Origin of the sequence: Streptomyces sp. MS19, assembly GCF_047200595.1 — a bacterium.
Classification (GTDB): domain Bacteria; phylum Actinomycetota; class Actinomycetes; order Streptomycetales; family Streptomycetaceae; genus Streptomyces.
This window is the reverse complement of record NZ_JBJZOH010000042.1, coordinates 24,171-40,444: the sequence shown is the minus strand read 5'-3', so window position 1 is coordinate 40,444 and position 16,274 is coordinate 24,171. Positions and strand designations below refer to the sequence as shown.

General features: G+C 71.5%; 18 protein-coding genes. 6 read left to right on the top strand and 12 right to left on the bottom strand.

The genetic code is table 11. The annotated features are described in order from the left end of the window. Positions 1-94 precede the first annotated feature (94 nt). Together tgmB and ACL02R_RS26410 are read right to left on the bottom strand one after the other, a co-directional pair. Positions 95-1,087: an ATP-grasp ribosomal peptide maturase gene (gene tgmB, locus ACL02R_RS26415; protein ID WP_412799476.1), complete on the bottom strand. Its 993-nt coding sequence runs from the start codon at positions 1,085-1,087 to the stop codon at positions 95-97. A 6-nt stretch (positions 1,088-1,093) separates the two neighbouring features. Then, positions 1,094-1,327, bottom strand: a complete 234-nt coding sequence (locus ACL02R_RS26410) for a putative ATP-grasp-modified RiPP (protein ID WP_412799475.1) — start codon at positions 1,325-1,327, stop codon at positions 1,094-1,096. Positions 1,328-1,339: 12 nt separating this feature from the next. Between ACL02R_RS26410 and ACL02R_RS26405 the strand changes: the two genes are divergently transcribed. Further along, a complete protein-coding gene (locus tag ACL02R_RS26405) occupies positions 1,340-1,795 on the top strand; it encodes a DUF6087 family protein (protein WP_412799474.1) in 456 nt (151 codons plus the stop codon). A gap of 76 nt (positions 1,796-1,871) precedes the next feature. Here ACL02R_RS26405 and ACL02R_RS26400 read toward each other — a convergent pair whose 3' ends face one another. Both ACL02R_RS26400 and ACL02R_RS26395 read right to left on the bottom strand, forming a co-directional pair. Further along, complete coding sequence (locus ACL02R_RS26400) at positions 1,872-2,096, bottom strand: DUF397 domain-containing protein (RefSeq protein ID WP_412799473.1); 225 nt, start codon at positions 2,094-2,096, stop codon at positions 1,872-1,874. Beyond that, positions 2,096-2,959: a helix-turn-helix domain-containing protein gene (locus tag ACL02R_RS26395; RefSeq protein WP_412799472.1), complete on the bottom strand. Its 864-nt coding sequence runs from the start codon at positions 2,957-2,959 to the stop codon at positions 2,096-2,098. The genes ACL02R_RS26400 and ACL02R_RS26395 overlap by 1 nt, the downstream gene beginning before the upstream one ends. 160 nt (positions 2,960-3,119) lie before the next feature. Here ACL02R_RS26395 and ACL02R_RS26390 point away from each other — a divergent pair, with 160 nt between their 5' ends. The 5 genes from ACL02R_RS26390 (at position 3,120) to ACL02R_RS26370 (ending at position 5,308) form a co-directional block, all read left to right on the top strand. After that, a complete protein-coding gene (locus ACL02R_RS26390) occupies positions 3,120-3,581 on the top strand; it encodes an ATP-binding protein (RefSeq protein WP_412799471.1) in 462 nt (153 codons plus the stop codon). Continuing rightward, the gene (locus tag ACL02R_RS26385; RefSeq protein WP_362965632.1) at positions 3,578-3,811 is read left to right on the top strand and encodes a hypothetical protein; all 234 of its coding nucleotides are present in this window, start codon (positions 3,578-3,580) and stop codon (positions 3,809-3,811) included. The genes ACL02R_RS26390 and ACL02R_RS26385 overlap by 4 nt, the downstream gene beginning before the upstream one ends. A 17-nt stretch (positions 3,812-3,828) precedes the next feature. Continuing rightward, positions 3,829-4,011, top strand: a complete 183-nt coding sequence (locus tag ACL02R_RS26380; RefSeq protein ID WP_412799470.1) for a hypothetical protein — start codon at positions 3,829-3,831, stop codon at positions 4,009-4,011. 83 nt (positions 4,012-4,094) lie between these two features. Next, the gene (locus ACL02R_RS26375; RefSeq protein WP_398846465.1) at positions 4,095-4,298 is read left to right on the top strand and encodes a DUF5708 family protein; all 204 of its coding nucleotides are present in this window, start codon (positions 4,095-4,097) and stop codon (positions 4,296-4,298) included. Continuing rightward, on the top strand, positions 4,295-5,308 hold the full coding sequence (locus ACL02R_RS26370) for a protein kinase family protein (protein WP_412799469.1): 1,014 nt from the start codon (positions 4,295-4,297) through the stop codon (positions 5,306-5,308). Before ACL02R_RS26375 ends, ACL02R_RS26370 begins: the two co-directional genes overlap by 4 nt. Here ACL02R_RS26370 and ACL02R_RS26365 read toward each other — a convergent pair. From ACL02R_RS26365 to ACL02R_RS26330, 8 genes are all read right to left on the bottom strand, one after another. After that, on the bottom strand, positions 5,292-5,762 hold the full coding sequence (locus tag ACL02R_RS26365; protein ID WP_412799468.1) for a GNAT family N-acetyltransferase: 471 nt from the start codon (positions 5,760-5,762) through the stop codon (positions 5,292-5,294). The genes ACL02R_RS26370 and ACL02R_RS26365 overlap by 17 nt on opposite strands. An 85-nt stretch (positions 5,763-5,847) precedes the next feature. After that, positions 5,848-6,291, bottom strand: a complete 444-nt coding sequence (locus tag ACL02R_RS26360; protein ID WP_412799467.1) for an EF-hand domain-containing protein — start codon at positions 6,289-6,291, stop codon at positions 5,848-5,850. 230 nt (positions 6,292-6,521) lie between these two features. Continuing rightward, the gene (locus tag ACL02R_RS26355) at positions 6,522-7,058 is read right to left on the bottom strand and encodes a GNAT family N-acetyltransferase (protein WP_412799466.1); all 537 of its coding nucleotides are present in this window, start codon (positions 7,056-7,058) and stop codon (positions 6,522-6,524) included. A gap of 72 nt (positions 7,059-7,130) precedes the next feature. Continuing rightward, positions 7,131-10,397, bottom strand: coding sequence for a S8 family serine peptidase (locus ACL02R_RS26350; protein ID WP_412799465.1), 3,267 nt, complete (start codon positions 10,395-10,397; stop codon positions 7,131-7,133). Positions 10,398-10,584: 187 nt separating this feature from the next. Further along, positions 10,585-13,842 (bottom strand): S8 family serine peptidase, encoded by a 3,258-nt coding sequence (locus ACL02R_RS26345; RefSeq protein WP_412799464.1) that lies wholly within the window; start codon positions 13,840-13,842, stop codon positions 10,585-10,587. A gap of 213 nt (positions 13,843-14,055) precedes the next feature. After that, positions 14,056-15,054 carry an inorganic phosphate transporter gene (locus tag ACL02R_RS26340; protein ID WP_412799463.1) on the bottom strand — a complete coding sequence of 333 codons (999 nt, stop codon included), beginning with the start codon at positions 15,052-15,054 and terminating at the stop codon, positions 14,056-14,058. 8 nt (positions 15,055-15,062) lie between these two features. Beyond that, positions 15,063-15,683, bottom strand: a complete 621-nt coding sequence (locus ACL02R_RS26335) for a DUF47 domain-containing protein (protein ID WP_362965608.1) — start codon at positions 15,681-15,683, stop codon at positions 15,063-15,065. 140 nt (positions 15,684-15,823) lie between these two features. Beyond that, the gene (locus ACL02R_RS26330) at positions 15,824-16,168 is read right to left on the bottom strand and encodes a DUF2516 family protein (RefSeq protein WP_412799462.1); all 345 of its coding nucleotides are present in this window, start codon (positions 16,166-16,168) and stop codon (positions 15,824-15,826) included. Positions 16,169-16,274: the final 106 nt, after the last annotated feature.

Sequence of the window (16,274 nt, the reverse complement as noted above, 5' to 3'; positions counted from 1 at the left end):
ACGCACCGCATCCCCCCACCCTGCATCAGGCAGCACACCGGCTGCGCCAAGCGAGACCGCCAGGGCCGCACGCAGCTCCCCGGCCTCCACCTCGTCAACGGGGTGACGGCTCACCGCTCGTCTCCTCTTCCATGAGGACATCCGCGAACGCCGCCGCGATGTCCGGTGCGTCGGGCAGCCAGCCCCACTGCCCGTTGGGATTGCATTCGATCCAGATCCAGTGCTTCGGATTGTCGGCCGCACCGGTGAGGGCGAAGTCGAAGCATCCGAAGGCCAGGTCGAAAGCCGTCAGGTAGTCAAACAGAGCAGCTTCGATCGATGGCGGAAGCGGGACGGGGATGTGTGTCAGATCTTCCCAGTCGCCTCGCCGCCAGTCCAAGTCGCCGTGCGGTGCGGTGATGCGGGTGGAGAAGGCTTTCCTGCCCACCACCGTCACGCGCACGTCGCTTGTCTTCGGGACCTGCGCCTGAAACAGGTGTGCTGTGACAACGAGCGAGCTGTCAAAAGACCTCGGGTCCACTTGCTGGGTCCAGATCGCACCGGCGGTACCGTCCTCCGAGAGAGGCAAACCGCGAAAGGTCTTATAGATCACCGGTCCTTGCTCAGAGGCGAAACGTCTGGCCGCCTGGACATCGTTGGTGATCAAAGTCGGAGGGACGGTGAAGCCGATTCTGGCGGCAGCGCGGAGCTGCGCCGGTTTGAAGTCCGCTGTGGTCACTGCCAGCGGGTGATTCACATATCTGGCCGCTGGAAGGTTGGCCAACACGCTGCCCAATCCGTGTCTGGCCTCGGTGGCGGCAAACGCCCGCTGCTGTGTCGGCAGGTGCCCGAACCGGTCGGTGTACGGGGTGGGGCGGCGGTGATAGACCGCCGTGATGTCCTCCAGCGCGACGCTTCGAGTGGGCGTACGCAAATGCCCGTGCCATCGCCCGTTGGACGCGTCGAGACGGGCCTCGAAGACGAGGCCCTGCCCGATGTCCGCCGGATCGACCCGCACGACAGAGGCACCGCGCTCGTTCAGCGCCTCGATGACGTCATCGGCCGTGATGTCCTCCAGAGCCGTGACGACGAGGACAGTCGGGCCCACTCGTCGTCAGTCCGACTCGTAGTCGGTCGTGTGATCGTCCTGCGTCAAGGTCTGAGGCGTCTGGCTGTCCCCGCCCCCGGACTTCGAAACGGTGCCCTTCGTCTTGGAGGAACCGTGCTTCCCCATCTCCACGATGCGCCCGCTCGTATCCGTGTAGACGGCGATCTGTGTCTTTCCGTCCAGCCTCACGTTCTCGTACGCTGGGGGCGAGACAGGAAGCCGGTCAGTGACGAGCCTCATCCCCCACGGGATATGGTTCCTCGACGATTCCACTCGATGCTCCTTCGACCAGTACGGAACGGCGGATGGCTACCCGAGTGCAGGGACATCGACTCGTCTCATTCCGGCCGTAATGGGGGCCCTGTTCGCCGGTGCACTCCCCCCTTTTCGTGCCAGCCGAAGGCGTCGGGTGGAAGGGGACATGGACATATGGGCAAACATCGGAGACCCGGCCGCCCGAACCAGCCCTCCCGCGCTGTGCCCGGCGTCGATCCGGCAGATCCGCTCGGACCTTACGAACAGCGACGGCGTCCGCCTGCGGACGAACGGCGGCGACAGCGGCCCGTGTCCGGCGGCGCAGCGCACCTTCGGCCGGAGGAACCCCGGCTGCTGGAGGAATGGAACGGCTTCGCGTACGTGGCGGTCGGCATCGCGGCGAATCGGGCGGTCGCTGAACGCTGGGTGCACCAGGACCGCCCGGACCGGTGAGGTTCACGGGCGGCGGATCGCTGGAAGTCTTCCGGTGGAAGTCAGCTCCCCGCGACCTCGCCGCCCGGAGGCCGGCTCAGGGGAGCAGGAGGTTGGCCTGTCCGTTGCGGATGCCGCCGGTGTAGGCGCGGTAGTCGTCCTCGGAGAGGAGGAGGACGGCGGCGTCGGGGTTGCCGATGTCCTTCGAGTCGCGGAGGGCAACAACGCCGTCTACGAAGGCGACCTCAAGGCAGTTGTCGCCCCCATCACTGAGCGTGCTCTTGGCCCAGGTGGCGTGGGTGAGGTCGACCTTCTTGATCATCAGTTCTGTTCCTTGATCACGTCGTGGATGAAGCCGCGTGAGGCGTCTACGTCGAGCGCTTCGGAACGGAGATGGTTGAAGCTCGTCTCGTAGCGCCCGATGTCGCTATCTTCCTCCAAAAACAGAGTCGTTGTCATCGGCTCGACGACCACCACGGGCGGTCCGGCCGGGAAGTGCAGCAGGTGGAAGCCACCGTCCATGGCCGCGTGCGAGCCCCGGCTGAACGGAAGGACCTGCAAAGTGATGTGCGGGTGCTCGTCGGTGACCGTCAGCAGGTGGTGCAGTTGCTCCTTCGTGACGTCCGGGCCGCCGACCTGCCTGCGCAGCGCCGACTCGTCCAGCACGCACCACAGATGCATCGGGTTGTCTCGGGTGAGGACCTTCTGCCTTGCCATCCGAAGCTTGATGAAGTTGTCGATCTCCCGGCCGGTCTGCCACTTGCGGCTGCCCTGAACGACGGCGCGAGCGTAGTCCCGGGTTTGAAGCAGTCCCGGCACGATGCTGGTGAAGCGCTCGGAACGCGAGGCCAGTTCCTCCAGTTGGAGATAGTCGGCGAACGGGTCGCGGATCGCCGTGCGGTACTCCTCGAAGAGGTTGCTCTGCTTCCCCGAGGCCGCCAGCTTCGCCAGGTACATCAGATAGTCCCGGCGCTCGGTGTCCTGGAGGCCGTAGACCTCGAAGTAGCCGTAGATCGCCATCGGCTGGACGCGCTGGCGGCCGTGTTCTATCCGGCTCAGCGCCGATTCGCCGGACAGGGCAAGCAGCTCGGCGGCCTCCTTGAGCGTGAGGCCGGCGGCGGACCGCAGGCCCTTCAGGGCCAGCCCGAGCCTGCGGCGGTGGATGTTCGGCTGAGCGTCTGTCACTGCGTACCCCTCCCTGGGCGCGTACCTTAGCGTCCCGCCCGCTGGCATATGCCAGATTCCCCGTAGTGCAAGTTTTCGAATGTCCCTGGCTTGCGAGCAAGTTTGCTGGACTGCCATGCTGGTTGAACGCTACCTTACGTAGCCGCGCCGCGACACAAGGATGCGCGCTCTTGGCGACCGCCCTGGAGGAACCATGACCGTTCAGGCATTTGCTCCGTCGAGCCAGCAGGCGTACGCCTGGGCCTTAACGGCTCGTGAGAGGGAGATCGGGGTCTGGCGGCGTGTTGTCGCGGATGTGTTCGGTGGGTGGGGGGCGGCTGAGGAGGCCGTGGAACTCGCGCGGCTGGGTGTCTCCGAGCTGCTGACCAACGTCTGCCGCCACGTGGACGACCCCGCCTGCTACCTCCAGGTCGTCCGCGACGCCGGGCAGGCCGTGGTCCTGGTGATCGACCGTTCGCGGCGGATGCCGAAGAACACCGAGGAGCCCGACTGGGCGGCGGCGACCGGGCGCGGGCTGTGGATGCTGCGCGAGATGGCGGGCGAGTTCGGCGTGCAGACGCTGCCGTACCGGCAGGGGAAGGCCGTCTGGTTCGCCTGCGACCTCGGGGAGGTCGTGAAGTGACGGCGCGGGGGCGGACGTTCAGGTTCCGGGAGTGGACGGTCCGGCCGGAGAACGGCCAGTTCCACTTCTCCGCCGAGTGCGTCGTGTGCGACCAGTACGGGCCGGAGGAGGAGTCGTCCGACGCCGCCCTGCGGTGGGTCTTCGGGCACCTCCGCGACAACCCGGGGCACCACGCGTACCGGGAGCGGATCACCCGCCCCTACCGCGCCGTTCCCGGGAGGTGGCTGTGAGGCGGTGCGCGCTGGTCGTGGCGACGGCCGCTGTCGTGGCCGGGGCGGCGGTGTTCGCCTGGCGGCGTGCCCGTCCGGCCCCCGGCGGCCGCTGTGTCGCGTACACCGGCGACCCGCCCCCGGCGCCGTTCCCGCCCCCGGCCGTCATCAACGTGCCTACCGAAGAGGCGCTGTTCCGCCGGATGTTCCCCGACGGCTGACCCCGCCGCGTACGACGAAGTGTGCAGGCGGGGTCAGCCGGCGGGGGGAGGATCGCCGCCGGGCCGGCTCGTAGCGTCGCAGCATGAACAGCGCTGGAAGGAACCTGGTCGAAGGCGTGGTCACCGGTCTTGGCGGGCTCGCGCTGTGGCAGTTCACGGACGGGGTGGACACACCCGTCGTGACGCTGACCAAGGTCGGGGTGGTGATGATGTGGGTCGGTGGCGCGTTGGTCCTGTGGGGGGCCGCCCAGGCCGCCTATGTCATACGGACCAGGAGCGGAACGTGAACGAACGGGAGCGCGTCCACCGGAAGGTGGCGGCGGAGCTGGCCGGGCTGGACGATGGGCGGCTCGATGCGCTGGTGCGGGGTGCCGAGCCGCTGGGGGCCGGGATCGGGGGGCGTTCGGCGGCGCTCGACGTCGCCGGGGCGCGGGTGTTCGTGAAGCGGGTGCCGCTGACGGACGTCGAGCTGGAGCCGGGGAACGTGCGGTCCACCCGCAACGTCTTCGGCCTGCCCCTGCCGTACCACTACCGGGTCGGGTCCTGCGGGATCGGGGCGTGGCGTGAGCTGGCCGTGCACGAGATGACGACCGCCTGGGTCCTCGGCGGCGCGTACGGCGGCTTCCCGCTGACGTACCACTGGCGTGTCCTGCCCGACACGCCGCCGCCCGGGTTCGTGGACGAGTTCGGCGGGATCGACGGCTCGGTGGCGTACTGGGGCGGTTCACCCGCCGTACGGGCGCGACTTGAGGCGATCGCCGGGTCCCGGCACAGCCTCGTGCTGTTCCTCGAACACATCCCGCACACGCTCGCCGCCCACCTCGCCGGGCAGTCCGACCCGGCCGAGTGGGCGCGGGTGGAGCGCGAGGTGCTGCGCGGCGCGGACTTCATGGCGGATCGCGGACTCGTCCACTTCGACGCGCACTTCGAGAACGTCCTCACGGACGGCGGCGCGGTCTACTTCGCGGATTACGGGCTCGCGCTCAGCGACCGGTTCGAGCTGGCGCCAGACGAACGGGCGTTCTTGGCAGACCACTTGGGCTACGACCGTGCCACCGCCGCCTCCCAACTCCTGCGCCACCCTGTGGTGAAGGGCGTCAGCACGCTCCAGGAGCAGGGCGCGTTCCTCGACCGCTGGGCGGCGGGGGACAGGCCGCCCGGGACGGCCCCGGAGGTGGCGGCGATGATCGACCGGCACCTCGGGCCCGTACGCGCCCTCGGTGACTTCTGCCTGCGGCAGTTGGCGGACAGCCCGTGGGTGCCCTACCCGGCCGCCGACATCAGCGGGGCAGCCTGACCTCCATCAGCGGCAGCACCCGGCCGGGGATCGACCCGGACGGCGTCTCGCCGATCCGCACGGCGCCCATCGCCTCGTAGAACCCCACGGCGTGCGGGTCGGCGTCGAAGACGAGGCGGCCGCAGCCCGAGGCGCGCGCCGTGTCCACCGCGTGCGCGAACAGCAGGCGCCCGACGCCCGCGCCCATCGCCTCGGGCGCCACGAACATCATCCCCAGCACGGCCTGCGGCGGCGCGCCGTCCACCGTGGTGAACCCGACGAGCGCGCCGTCCGCCCGCTCCGCCACGGCCGAGCGCTCCGTGCGCCCGGCCGTGAGCGTCAACTCCTCGCGGCAGGCCGCCATGAACGCCTCGTCGTACCCCCAGTGCGCCTTGGAACGGAGGGCGAGGTCCGTCAGCGCGGCGGCCTCGTCGCGGCGCGCGGGCCTGATACGTACGGTGTCGGTGCCGGTCATCGCGTGGCCTCTCCGGTGGGGGCGCCTGTCCGGCGCACCCTACGGACAAGGGCGCAAGCCGTCACCGGATTTACCGGCGGCCGGCTCAGCCCGCGATCGGGCCGAACAGCAGGCTGCCGGGGGCGTTCAGGTCGGACGAGTAGTGGAACTCCCGTGTCGCGCGCAGGAATTCCTGCTGGCTCACGTACCCGTCGCCGTCGAGGTCCAGCTGGTCGAACGCCTCCACGGCGCCCGGGTGGGCGATGCCCCACACCGTGAGGTACTGCTGGAACTCCGACCTGCCGATGGCGTTGTCACTGTCGCGGTCCATGATGTCGAAGACCGCGTGCGACAGGCCCTCGACCGCGTTGAAGCGGCTGGTGTCCACGCTCGCCAGCCGGTTCGCGTCGATGAACTGTGCGCGGTTCAGGAGCCTCTGGCCGTCCGCGTGCCGCAGCAGCTCCAGCCAGTACATCTGGTAGCCGGCGGTCAGGGCCTGCGCCCTGCGGTCGTCCTTGTCGATCCCGTAGCCGGTCAGGAAGCGGTCCACGATCCGCTCGAAGTCGGACCGTGACGTGCTCGTCGGTGTCGGCGTCGGCGTCGATGGCGGTGAACATCCGGTCCAGCTTGAGCGCGATCGGGTCGGTGGTGGCGGTGGCCATGGGCGGGTCTGCTCCCGTGGGTGTGGGATCCGGCACGTTCCGGACACGCGTCACGCTGGTCACGCCCGCACCGGCCGCGGGGGGATCGGGGCGGGCGGTCCCACGACCGTGTGAACTGTCACGCGCGCCCCGCCGTCCACTGCTCGCGCGTCACCGCGTACTCCACCTCGCCGTGCTCCGAGCCGGGGATACGCTCCGGCCAGTCGCCGTGGTACGCGCGGACGAACGACAGGCCCGCCTTCTCCATCACGCGGCGGGAACCCGCGTTCACCGCCATGGTGTTGGCCGTCACGCGCCGGACGCCCAGCTCCGTGAAGCCGTGCGCGACGAGCGCCCGCGCGCCCTCGGTGGCGTAGCCGAGGCCCCAGGCGGCGCGGCACAGCCGGTAGCCCAGCTCGACCGTGCCCGGCTCGCCGTCCACCGCGACCAGCTCGAACCAGCCCGCGAACGCGCCCGTCCCCCGTTCCCGCGCCGTCCAGTAGCCGGGCCGCCGCAGGCGGGGGAGTGCCACGGCCAGGACGTCCGCGCGGGACTCGGGGACCCCGCCGGTCAGGAAGCGCATCACCTCGGGGTCGGCGTGCAGCGCGGCGATGTCGTCGGTGTCCGCGTCGGTGACGGGCCGCAGGTCGAGACGGTCGGTGGTGAGGGTGCGCATGGGCCGATCCTGGCGTGAACGGGCCGGGCCCGCCACGGGGTTTCGTGACGGGCCCGGCGGACTGCGGTGTTCTTACCTGGTGCGGTAGGCGTCGATGACGGTCTGGGTGCTGGTGTTGCCGTCCTCGTCGGTCGCGGTGGCGCGGAAGGAGACGCTGCCGCCCGCCGCCGGGTTGGCGACCCTCACCTTGCCGTCGCGGACCCGGACGTCCGTCCACGTATCGCCGCTGTCGTACGAGACCTCCACGGCCGGGACCGTCCCGGCGGCCGAGCCCTCGACGGTCACCGGAATGCGGAACGCGCGGTCCGCCGGGGCCGTGCTGTCCGGCGCGAGGCGCGGCGAGAAGCGGACGGCGGAGGAGGGCAGGCGCACCTCTTCGTCGTCCCCGGTGCGCGCCGAGGTGAACGTCCACGCCGAGGTGACAGTGGAGGAGACAGGCGCCCCGCCGCGTTCCACGGTCGCGACCAGCTCGTACTCGGCCTCGCCGGCGGGCAGTTCGAGCGACGACCAGTCCAGCGAGTCCCTGGTGGAGACGTACTCCTCGCCGTTCCGGTAGAGGGTGGTCGTGTAGGTGTCGTACCAGCCCGAGTGGGAGTTGCCGCCGCCGTCGCGGAGTGTCGGGAAGTTCGTGTACAGCCAGTCGCCGCCGCGGTACAGGCCCTCGTCCGGCGAGCGGAACGACGGGCCGAACACACCCGTGTTGAACGTCTCGGTGGTCCGCTCGCGCGGCGCGTACTCCCGGTACGGGCTCTCGAACGAGATCGAGGCCCCGTCCGCCGCGAAGTACTCCACCTGCTGCTGCCAGGCCCCGGCCGCCACCTCCACGTACACGTCCACGGTCCGCGGCACTGGCAGGGCCACGGCGGCGCCGCCCCACACGTTCTCGTTCATCGTGTAGAGCATGCCCTCCGCGTCCGGGACCGGGGAGCCGATCTCCGTCCGGATACGCGCCAGGTCGCGGGGGCGCAGCCGCTTGTCCAGGCCCGTGTACAGCGGGGTCCCGCGGAAGTCCACGGAGTGGTACTCGGCGCCGCCGGCCGCCCAGGTGCCGGAGTAGTACGTGTCGGCGGACCAGCCGCCTGGCAGCCCGCCGATCGTGGCGGTGCCCAGGCTGTCCGCCGCGTCGAGGCCGCCGACGGAGGCGGACCAGCTGACACCCGCGGCCGTGACCAGGTCGTAGCCCACCGTCAGGTCGGTCGCCTCGGTGTCCGGGTCCGGGGTGCGGACGTCGAACGGGCGGGCGTCGGCGGCGTCCACCGTGACCGACGTGTCCTCGGTCAGCGACAGGCGGGGCTGGACGATCCAGTCGGTCGACGCCGGGTCGGCGTCCTCGGGGGAGGCCCAGCCGCGGATCGTGGTGTCCACCACGTAGTCACCCGGGGTGACGCGGAGGCGGGCGGTGCCGTCCCAGTCGGGGTAGACCCAGTACCCGTCGCCCGTGGACGTGTTGTAGAGGACGCCGCTCCAGTCGAGGGCGGTCTCGCCGTCGCGGCCCGTCGCGGTGATGTCCAACTGAAGCTGCGTCGCCTCGCGTTCGACCACGCCCGCGGTGCGGACGGTGGTGCCGTCGTCGCCGGTCGCCGTGACCCACACGCCGAAGCCGCCCGACCCGTCGCCGAGCCGTCCATCGGCTGTCACCTGGACGGTGGCGGTGTCACCCGCCGGGACGGTGACGGTGTCCTGGGCGAGGGTGAACATGCCGTCGGGTGCCGGGTTTCCGTCCGGGCCGAGGCTGGTCGTCGCCAGGTCGAGTGTGGTGTCGGTGTCGCCGAGGTTGCGGTAGGTCAGGTCGCGGGTGACGGGCTCGGCCGTGTCGTGGGGGTAGGGGACGACGCCGAAGCTGAGCGGGCCGGTCTCGGCGATGATGTCCTGGGTGAGGGCGGCGGGGATGTCGATGCGTCCGGTGCCCTGCTGGAATGGGGTGTACGCGCCGGTGGAGATGGCGGAGGAGGTCAGGGCGGCTTTGATCTGCCGGCCTGTCCAGTCGGGGTGGGCCTGGGCGAGGAGGGCGGCGGCGCCGGACACGTGCGGGGTGGCCATGGACGTGCCGCTGATCGCGACGTACCCGTCCGTGACCGGCGTGCCGTAGTCCCAGATGGCGGCGCCCTCGGCCCCGGCGGCGGCGATGTCCACGCCGGGCGCGGTCACATCGGGCTTCACGAGGCCGTCGCCGGCCGTGGGGCCCGCGGAGGAGAAGTCGGCGAGGACGTCCTGCTTGTCCACCGCCCCCACCGTCAGGGCCGCCTCCGCCGTCCCGGGGCTGCCGACCGTACCGGCGCTTGGGCCCTCGTTGCCCGCCGCGACGACGAAGAGGGTGTCCGAGTCGGCCGACAGGGTGTTGACGGCCTCTTCCATCAGGTCGAGTTCCGGGGTGGCGGTGCCGCCGAGGCTCATGCTGACGATGTCGGCGCCCTGGCCGACGGCCCACTGCATCCCGGCGACGATGCCGGACTCCCAGCCGGAGCCCTCGTCGTCCAGGACCTTGGCGTTGAGGAGGTCCGCGCCGGGGGCGACTCCGGTGTAGGTGCCGTCCGAGAGGGCGCCGGTGCCCGTGGCGGTGGACGCGACGTGCGTGCCGTGGCCGTCGTGGTCCTCGGCGTCCGCCGCGTCGGAGAAGTTCTCGGACGCGATGACGTGGCCGGCGACGTCCGGGTGCGTTGAGCTGATGCCGGTGTCCAGGACGGCGACGGTGACGCCCTGGCCGTCGTAGCCCGCCGCCCAGGCTTCCGGCGCCCCGATCTGCGGGACGCTCTCGGCGAGGGACTTGGTGACGATGCCGTCCAGCGCGATCGCCTCGATGCCGGGCGCCGCCGTCAACGCGCGGGCGTCGTCGGCGGGTTCGGTGAGCTGCCGCCAGAGGGCACCGGCCTGGCCGGCGTCCACCGTCAGGGCCTCGCCGTCGATGGCGGGCAGGTCGGCGCGTACGTCCGCCGCCCGCAGCGCCGCCGGGCGTTCGCCGTCGTAGGTGACGATCAGCGGCAGCCCGGCCGCCTCGCGGTACGGGGCGCGGCTCAGCTCGGTGACGTCGAACAGCCGCCGGTCGAGCGTCCCTTCGGCGACGAGGCGTTCCGCGTCGGACGGGATGACGTACGTCGCCCCGTCCGCGCGCTGGACGCGGAAGGGTATGCCTTCGCGGCCCTCCGCCGGTAGGAACTGCACGGGCCCGCCCGTGCCGTTGGTCGCCACGCGGTCACCCGTGACCAGCGTGACGAACGCGGACGGACCCCCGGCCGCGGGCCGTTCGCCCGCCCCCTCCGCCGGTCCGGCCGTGAGCGCGGCGGCCACGGCGGCACACGCCGCCACGGCCGCGACGCGCGCGCGGTGTCGTTGCGTCGACAAGATCTCCCCCACTTCCCCGGGCTGTCCCGATCGGGTCCCGGTCTCTCAACAGACACGTGTGGCAAGGGAGTTCGGTGTCACGGGCCGAAGTCAAGGTTTGGCAAAGGGCCTGGAGTTGCCGGAGAGGCACGGCGGACGGCCCGCGCCGGGTGGGGCGCGGGCCGTCCTGTGGGGGGTGGGGGAAAGGTCAGCGGGTGCGGTAGGCGTCGGTGATGGTCTGAGTCGTGGTGTTGCCCGCCGTGTCGGTCGCGGTGGCGCGGAACGACACGGTGCCGTCCGCCGCCGGGTTCTCCACCGTCACGGCGCCGTCCGCCACCGGGGCCGCCGCCCAGGTGGCGCCGCCGTCGTAGGACACCTCCACGGCCGGGGTCGTCCCGGTCGCCGCGCCCTCGACCGCGACCGGCACCCGTACCGTCTCCCCGGCGGGTCCCGTGCTGTCCAGGGCCAGTTCGGGCGTGAACCGGACGGCGGACGCGGGCAGCGCCACCGTCCCGCCGTCCGCGACGGCCGCCGACGCGAAGGCGTACGCGACGGTGACGCGCGTGCTCACCGACGCGGCGAGACCCGTGCGGTCCACGGTCGCGACCAGTTCGTACGCCGCCTCCTCGGCGGGCAGCGTGAACTGCGCGGTGCCCAGCGGGTCGTTGCTCGCCGCGTACTCCTCGCCGTCGCGGCTGAGGGTCGTGGCGGCGGAGACGTACGCGCTGTCGCCGCTGTTGCCCGCGCCGTCGGCGAAGAGGGGCAGGACGGCGAACAGCGTGTCGCCCGACCGGAACAGCCCCTGGTCCGCGCCGATACGCGGCCCGAACACGCCGACGTTCAGCACCGTCTCGTAGCTCCCGCCCGCCTCGTACGGCACGAAGCCCGTCGTGTGCAGCGTCTCCGGCGTGCCGTCCGGGGCGTCCTGCCACAGGTCCTGGCTCCACGCGCCGGAACCGGCCTCCACCAGCACGTCCGTCGTCACCGGCAGCGGCTCGCCGCGCGCCGACGACCAGGGGACCACCTCGGACGCGGCGAACAGCGAGCCCGTGCGCTCGGGCAGCGAGGCGCCCGCCGAGGTCGCGATGCGCGCCAGCTCGTCCGCGCCGACGCGGTGGGTCAGGCCGGTGTAGAGGGTGCCGGGGCGGCTCTCGGCGAGGTGGTAGCGCGCGCCCTCGCGCTCCCAGGTCGCGCCGGCGTACGCCGTGCTCGTCCAGCCGGCGGGGATGTCGCCGAGCGCGGCGGTGCGCAGGCCGTCGGGCAGCCCGGCGGCCACCCAGGTCGTGCCGAAGCCGACGCCCTCGGGGGAGAGCAGGTCGATGCCCACGGTCAGGTCCGTCTGCTCGGTCGCGGCGTCGGGACCCGTCACGTCGATCGGGCGGGCGTCGGCCGCCGCGGGGGCGACGGTGGTGTCCTCCGTCAGGTCGAGGACGGGGTGGAGCAGCCAGTCCCAGCCGGTCGGCTCGGCGGTGCCGCCGGGGAGGTACGGGATGCTGGCGTCCACGGCGTAGCTGCCCGCCGGGAGGCGGAGGGTGGCGGTGCCGTCCGCGCCGGGCGTGACGTGGTGGAACGTGCCGCCGGACAGGTCGTAGACCATGCCCGTCCAGTCGGCGGCGGGCGCGCCGTCGCGGCCGGTGGGGGTGAGGGCGAGGTCGAACTTCTCCTCCTCGCGCTCCACCGCGCCGACGGTGGTGACCGCGGTGCCGTCGTCGCCGGCCGCGGTGACGGTGAGGCTGTGGGCGCCGTACGTGTCGCCCGCGCCGGTGTCGGCGGTGACCTGGACGGTGGCCGTGCCGCCCGCCGGGACGGTGACGGTGTCCTGGGCGAGGGTGAACATGCCGTCGGGTGCCGGGTTTCCGTCCGGGCCGAGGCTGGTCGTCGCCAGGTCGAGTGTGGTGTCGGTGTCGCCGAGGTTGCGGTAGGTGACGTCGCGGGTGACGGGCTCGGCCGTGTCGTGGGGGTAGGGGATGACGCCGAAGTTCAGCGGGCCGGTCTCGGCGATGATGTCGTGGGTGAGGGCGGCGGGGATGTCGATGCGTCCGGTGCCCTGCTGGAATGGGGTGTACGCGCCGGTGGAGATGGCGGAGGAGGTCAGGGCGGCTTTGATCTGCCGGCCTGTCCAGTCGGGGTGGGCCTGGGCGAGGAGGGCGGCGGCGCCGGAGACATGGGGGGTGGCCATCGACGTGCCGCTGATCGCGACGTACCCGTCCGTGACCGGGGTCCCGTAGTCCCAGATGGCGGCGCCCTCGGCCCCGGCGGCGGCGATGTCCACGCCGGGCGCCGTCACATCCGGCTTGACCAGTCCCTCACCAGAGGTCGGCCCCGTGGACGAGAAGCCGGCCAGCGCGTCCTGCTTGTCCACCGCCCCCACCGTCAGCGCGGAGGCGGCGGTACCGGGGCTGCCGACCGTACCGGCGCTTGGGCCCTCGTTGCCCGCCGCGACGACGAACAGCGCGTCCGACGACGCCGACAGGCTCTCCACCGCCTCCTCCAGCGGGTCCACCTCCGGCGTGGCCGTACCGCCGAGGCTCAGACTCACGATGTCCGCGCCCTCGTCCACGGCCCACTGCATGCCTTCGACGATGTCGGACTCCCAGCCGCTCCCCGTGTCGTCGAGCACCTTGGCGTTGATCAGATCGGCGCCGGGCGCGACGCCGGTGTACGTGCCCCCGGAGTGCGCGCCGGTGCCCGTGGCGGTGGACGCGACGTGCGTGCCGTGGCCGTCGCGGTCGTCGGCGTCCGCCGCGTCGGAGAAGTTCTGCGCGGCCACGACGTGGTCGGCCACATCCGGGTGCGTGGAGCTGATCCCGGTGTCCAGGACGGCGACGGTGACGCCCTCGCCGTCGTAGCCCGCCGCCCAGGCTTCCGGCGCCCCGATCTGCGGCACGCTCTCGGCCAGCGTCTTCGTCGCCACGCCGTCGAGTGCCACGGTCTCGATGCCGGACGCCAGGGTGCGCGGCCCGGTGAGCTGCTCCCACAGGGCGGTCGCGTCGCCCGGCGCGACGGTCAGCGCCTCGCCGTCGAGGGCGGGCAGGTCGGCGCGTACGTCGGCCGCCCGCAGCGTCGCCGGGCGTTCGCCGTCGTAGGTGACGATCAGCGGCAGCCCGGCCGCCTCCTGGTACGGGGCGCGGCTCAGCTCCGTCACGTCGAACAGGCGGCGGTCCAGCGTGCCGGCCGCGATCATCGGGAGCGCGTCAGCCGGGATCGTGTATGTCGCGCCGTCGTCCTCGAAGACGCGGAACGGCACGTCCTCCCGGCCCTCGGCCCGGATCAGCCGCCCGGCCCCGCCGCCGTCGCGGACGACGACGCGGTCGCCCGTGACCAGCGTGACCGTCGTCCCCGTGGCGGCGGCGCCCGGTGGGGCGGCGTCGGGTCCCGCGGCGCCGGCGGGCCCCGACAGCGCGGCGGCCACGGCGGCGCAGGCGGCCGTGACGGCGATGCGTGAACGGTGTGGTGATGTCCTCAACGTGTCCCCTTCGGCTCGTCGGTCCGCGCTCCCGTATCGATTCACGCACCGGGCGCGCGCCATGGGCGCAGAGGGGACAGTGAGAGTTGTGTGGCAGTGGGACGCGGCGCGCGCACGGGTGTGCGCGCCGTCCGGAGGATGGGGAAGTGTCGCCGAGGAGGTGCGGCAAGCGTCGACGCGGGTTTGGCGGCGGCACCGGGGGAGGGGGCGGGCTCAGCCGACCGTGAAGTGGACTCCCAGGTAGCACAGCGCCGCGACGATCCCCGCCGCCGGCATCGTGATGAACCAGCCGGCCACGATGCTCTTCGCCACACCCCAGCGCACCGCGCTGACCCGCCGCGTCGCGCCCGCGCCCATGATCGCCGACGTGATGACGTGCGTCGTGGAGATCGGCGCGTTGAACACGTACGACGCCGAGTACAGCACCGAGGCCGCCGTCGTCTCCGCGGCGAAGCCGCGCGGCGGGTCCAGCTCGATGATGCGGCGCCCCAGCGTCCGCATGATGCGCCAGCCGCCCGCGTACGTCCCGAGGGACAGCATCGTCGCGCAGGACAGCTTCACCCACAGGGGAATCGCGTCGCTCTCGTCCTCGACGTCCGCGATGATCAGCGCCATCACGACGACGCCCATCGTCTTCTGCGCGTCCTGGAGGCCGTGCCCGAGCGCCATGCCCGCCGCCGAGACGGTCTGCGCCATGCGGAAGCCGCGCTGCGCACGGTGCGGGTTCGCGCGGCGGAAGATCCACAGGATCGCGACCATCACGAGGTAGCCGAGGATCAGCCCGATCAGCGGCGAGGCGAACATCGGGATGACGATCTTGGTGACCACGCCGTCCCAGTGCACCGCCGAGCTGCCCGCCAGCGCCGCGCCGATCATGCCGCCGAACAGGGCGTTCGACGACGACGAGGGCAGCCCGTAGTACCAGGAGACGAGGTTCCACACGATCGCGCCGAGGAGCGCGGCGAACAGGATCGTCATGCCCTGCTTGCCGGTCGGCGTGTCGATGATCCCCTCGCTGACCGTCTTGGCCACCCCGCTGCCGAGGAAGGCGCCGGCCAGGTTCATGACGGCGGCCATGCCGAGGGCGACACGCGGGGTGAGCGCCCGGGTCGAGATCGAGGTCGCGATGGCGTTCGCGGAGTCGTGGAAGCCGTTCGTATAGGTGAAGAACAGCGCGGTCAGGACCACGACGACCAGGGCGAAGGTGTCCACGGGCGGGTTCAGGACTCCTTGACGACGATCGTCTCGACCGTGTTGGCCACGGCCTCGAACGCGTCCGCGGCCTCCTCCAGCACGTCCACGATCTGCTTGAGCTTCATGACCTCTATGGCGCCGTAGCTGCCGTTGAAGAGGTGCGCGAGGAGGCGGCGGTGGATCTGGTCGGCCTGGTTCTCCAGGCGGTTGACCTCGATCCAGTACTCGTTCAGGCGCTCCATGGTGCGAAGGTTCGGCATCGCCTCGGCGGTCAGCTCGGCCGCACGGCCCAGGACCTCGATCTGCTGCTCGACACCCTTCGGCAGCTCGTCGATCTCGTAGAGGACGACGAGGTCGACGGCCTCCTCCATGAAGTCCATGATGTCGTCGAGCCGGGAGGCCAGCCGGTAGATGTCCTCGCGGTCGAACGGGGTGATGAAACTGGAGTTCAGCTGGTGGAAGATCGCGTGGGTCGTGTCGTCACCCGCGTGCTCGGCGGCGCGCATCCGGTCGGCGATCTCCACGCGCGTAGCGGGTTCTGCGCCGAGCAGCTCCATGAGCAGTTTCGAGCCACTGAGCACATTGTCGGCCGCTGCGGCGAAAAGTGCGTAGAAGCTTGTCTCCCGTGGTGTCAGGCGAAAGCGCACTACTTTTCCTCTGGCGTTCATCAAGCGGGTGTCCCCGATGATGCTAAGGGCTGTTTCCGGCCACGGCTAACCCTCGGTACGTGGGCTTTTTCTCACCCGCCACCCCTCCGCGCCGTGTGCGGACGGACCGCGGAGGGGGCTCAGCGGTTGCCGTTGTACGGACCATACGGCCCGTCGCTGCTGCTCCAGCCCCCGCCCCTGCTCCCGCGCCCGCCGCCGCTGACCGCGCGCAGGGCCGGACGCACGTCCACCAGGTACACGATCGTCGCGACGGTACCCGCGAGCACCAGCAGCAGCATGCCGACGAAGAGCTGCACCGCGACCGTCACGCCGAGGATCAGCAGCCAGAAACGCTTGGTCTGCTTGTCCGCCGCCCGGTAGGCGTCCTCCCGCTGGAACGCCGCGTTGATCAGGGCGTAGACGCTGAGGATCAGGAGGCCAAGAAAAATGAAGCCCACTACGGAGTTGAAGCTTCCCAACAGCATTCCGTCACCACCATGTCGATTGACCGACCGTCCCCTCCACGCTACCGGCCGGAAGCCTCGGCGCGTAATGCCCGCTCGACCGGCCGGTACCCAAGCGTGGGGACGG

What these genes read in the sequence shown, in the direction of transcription:
- ACL02R_RS26405 (WP_412799474.1), top strand. Translation starts at nt 1,340, where the DNA reads ATGGTTCCTCGACGATTCCACTCGATGCTCCTTCGACCAGTACGGAAC.
- ACL02R_RS26355 (WP_412799466.1), bottom strand. Translation starts at nt 7,058, where the DNA reads ATGCGCACCCTCACCACCGACCGTCTCGACCTGCGGCCCGTCACCGAC.
- ACL02R_RS26365 (WP_412799468.1), bottom strand. Translation starts at nt 5,762, where the DNA reads ATGACCGGCACCGACACCGTACGTATCAGGCCCGCGCGCCGCGACGAG.
- ACL02R_RS26400 (WP_412799473.1), bottom strand. Translation starts at nt 2,096, where the DNA reads ATGATCAAGAAGGTCGACCTCACCCACGCCACCTGGGCCAAGAGCACG.
- ACL02R_RS26375 (WP_398846465.1), top strand. Translation starts at nt 4,095, where the DNA reads ATGAACAGCGCTGGAAGGAACCTGGTCGAAGGCGTGGTCACCGGTCTT.
- ACL02R_RS26330 (WP_412799462.1), bottom strand. Translation starts at nt 16,168, where the DNA reads ATGCTGTTGGGAAGCTTCAACTCCGTAGTGGGCTTCATTTTTCTTGGC.
- ACL02R_RS26390 (WP_412799471.1), top strand. Translation starts at nt 3,120, where the DNA reads ATGCGCGCTCTTGGCGACCGCCCTGGAGGAACCATGACCGTTCAGGCA.
- ACL02R_RS26410 (WP_412799475.1), bottom strand. Translation starts at nt 1,327, where the DNA reads ATGAGGCTCGTCACTGACCGGCTTCCTGTCTCGCCCCCAGCGTACGAG.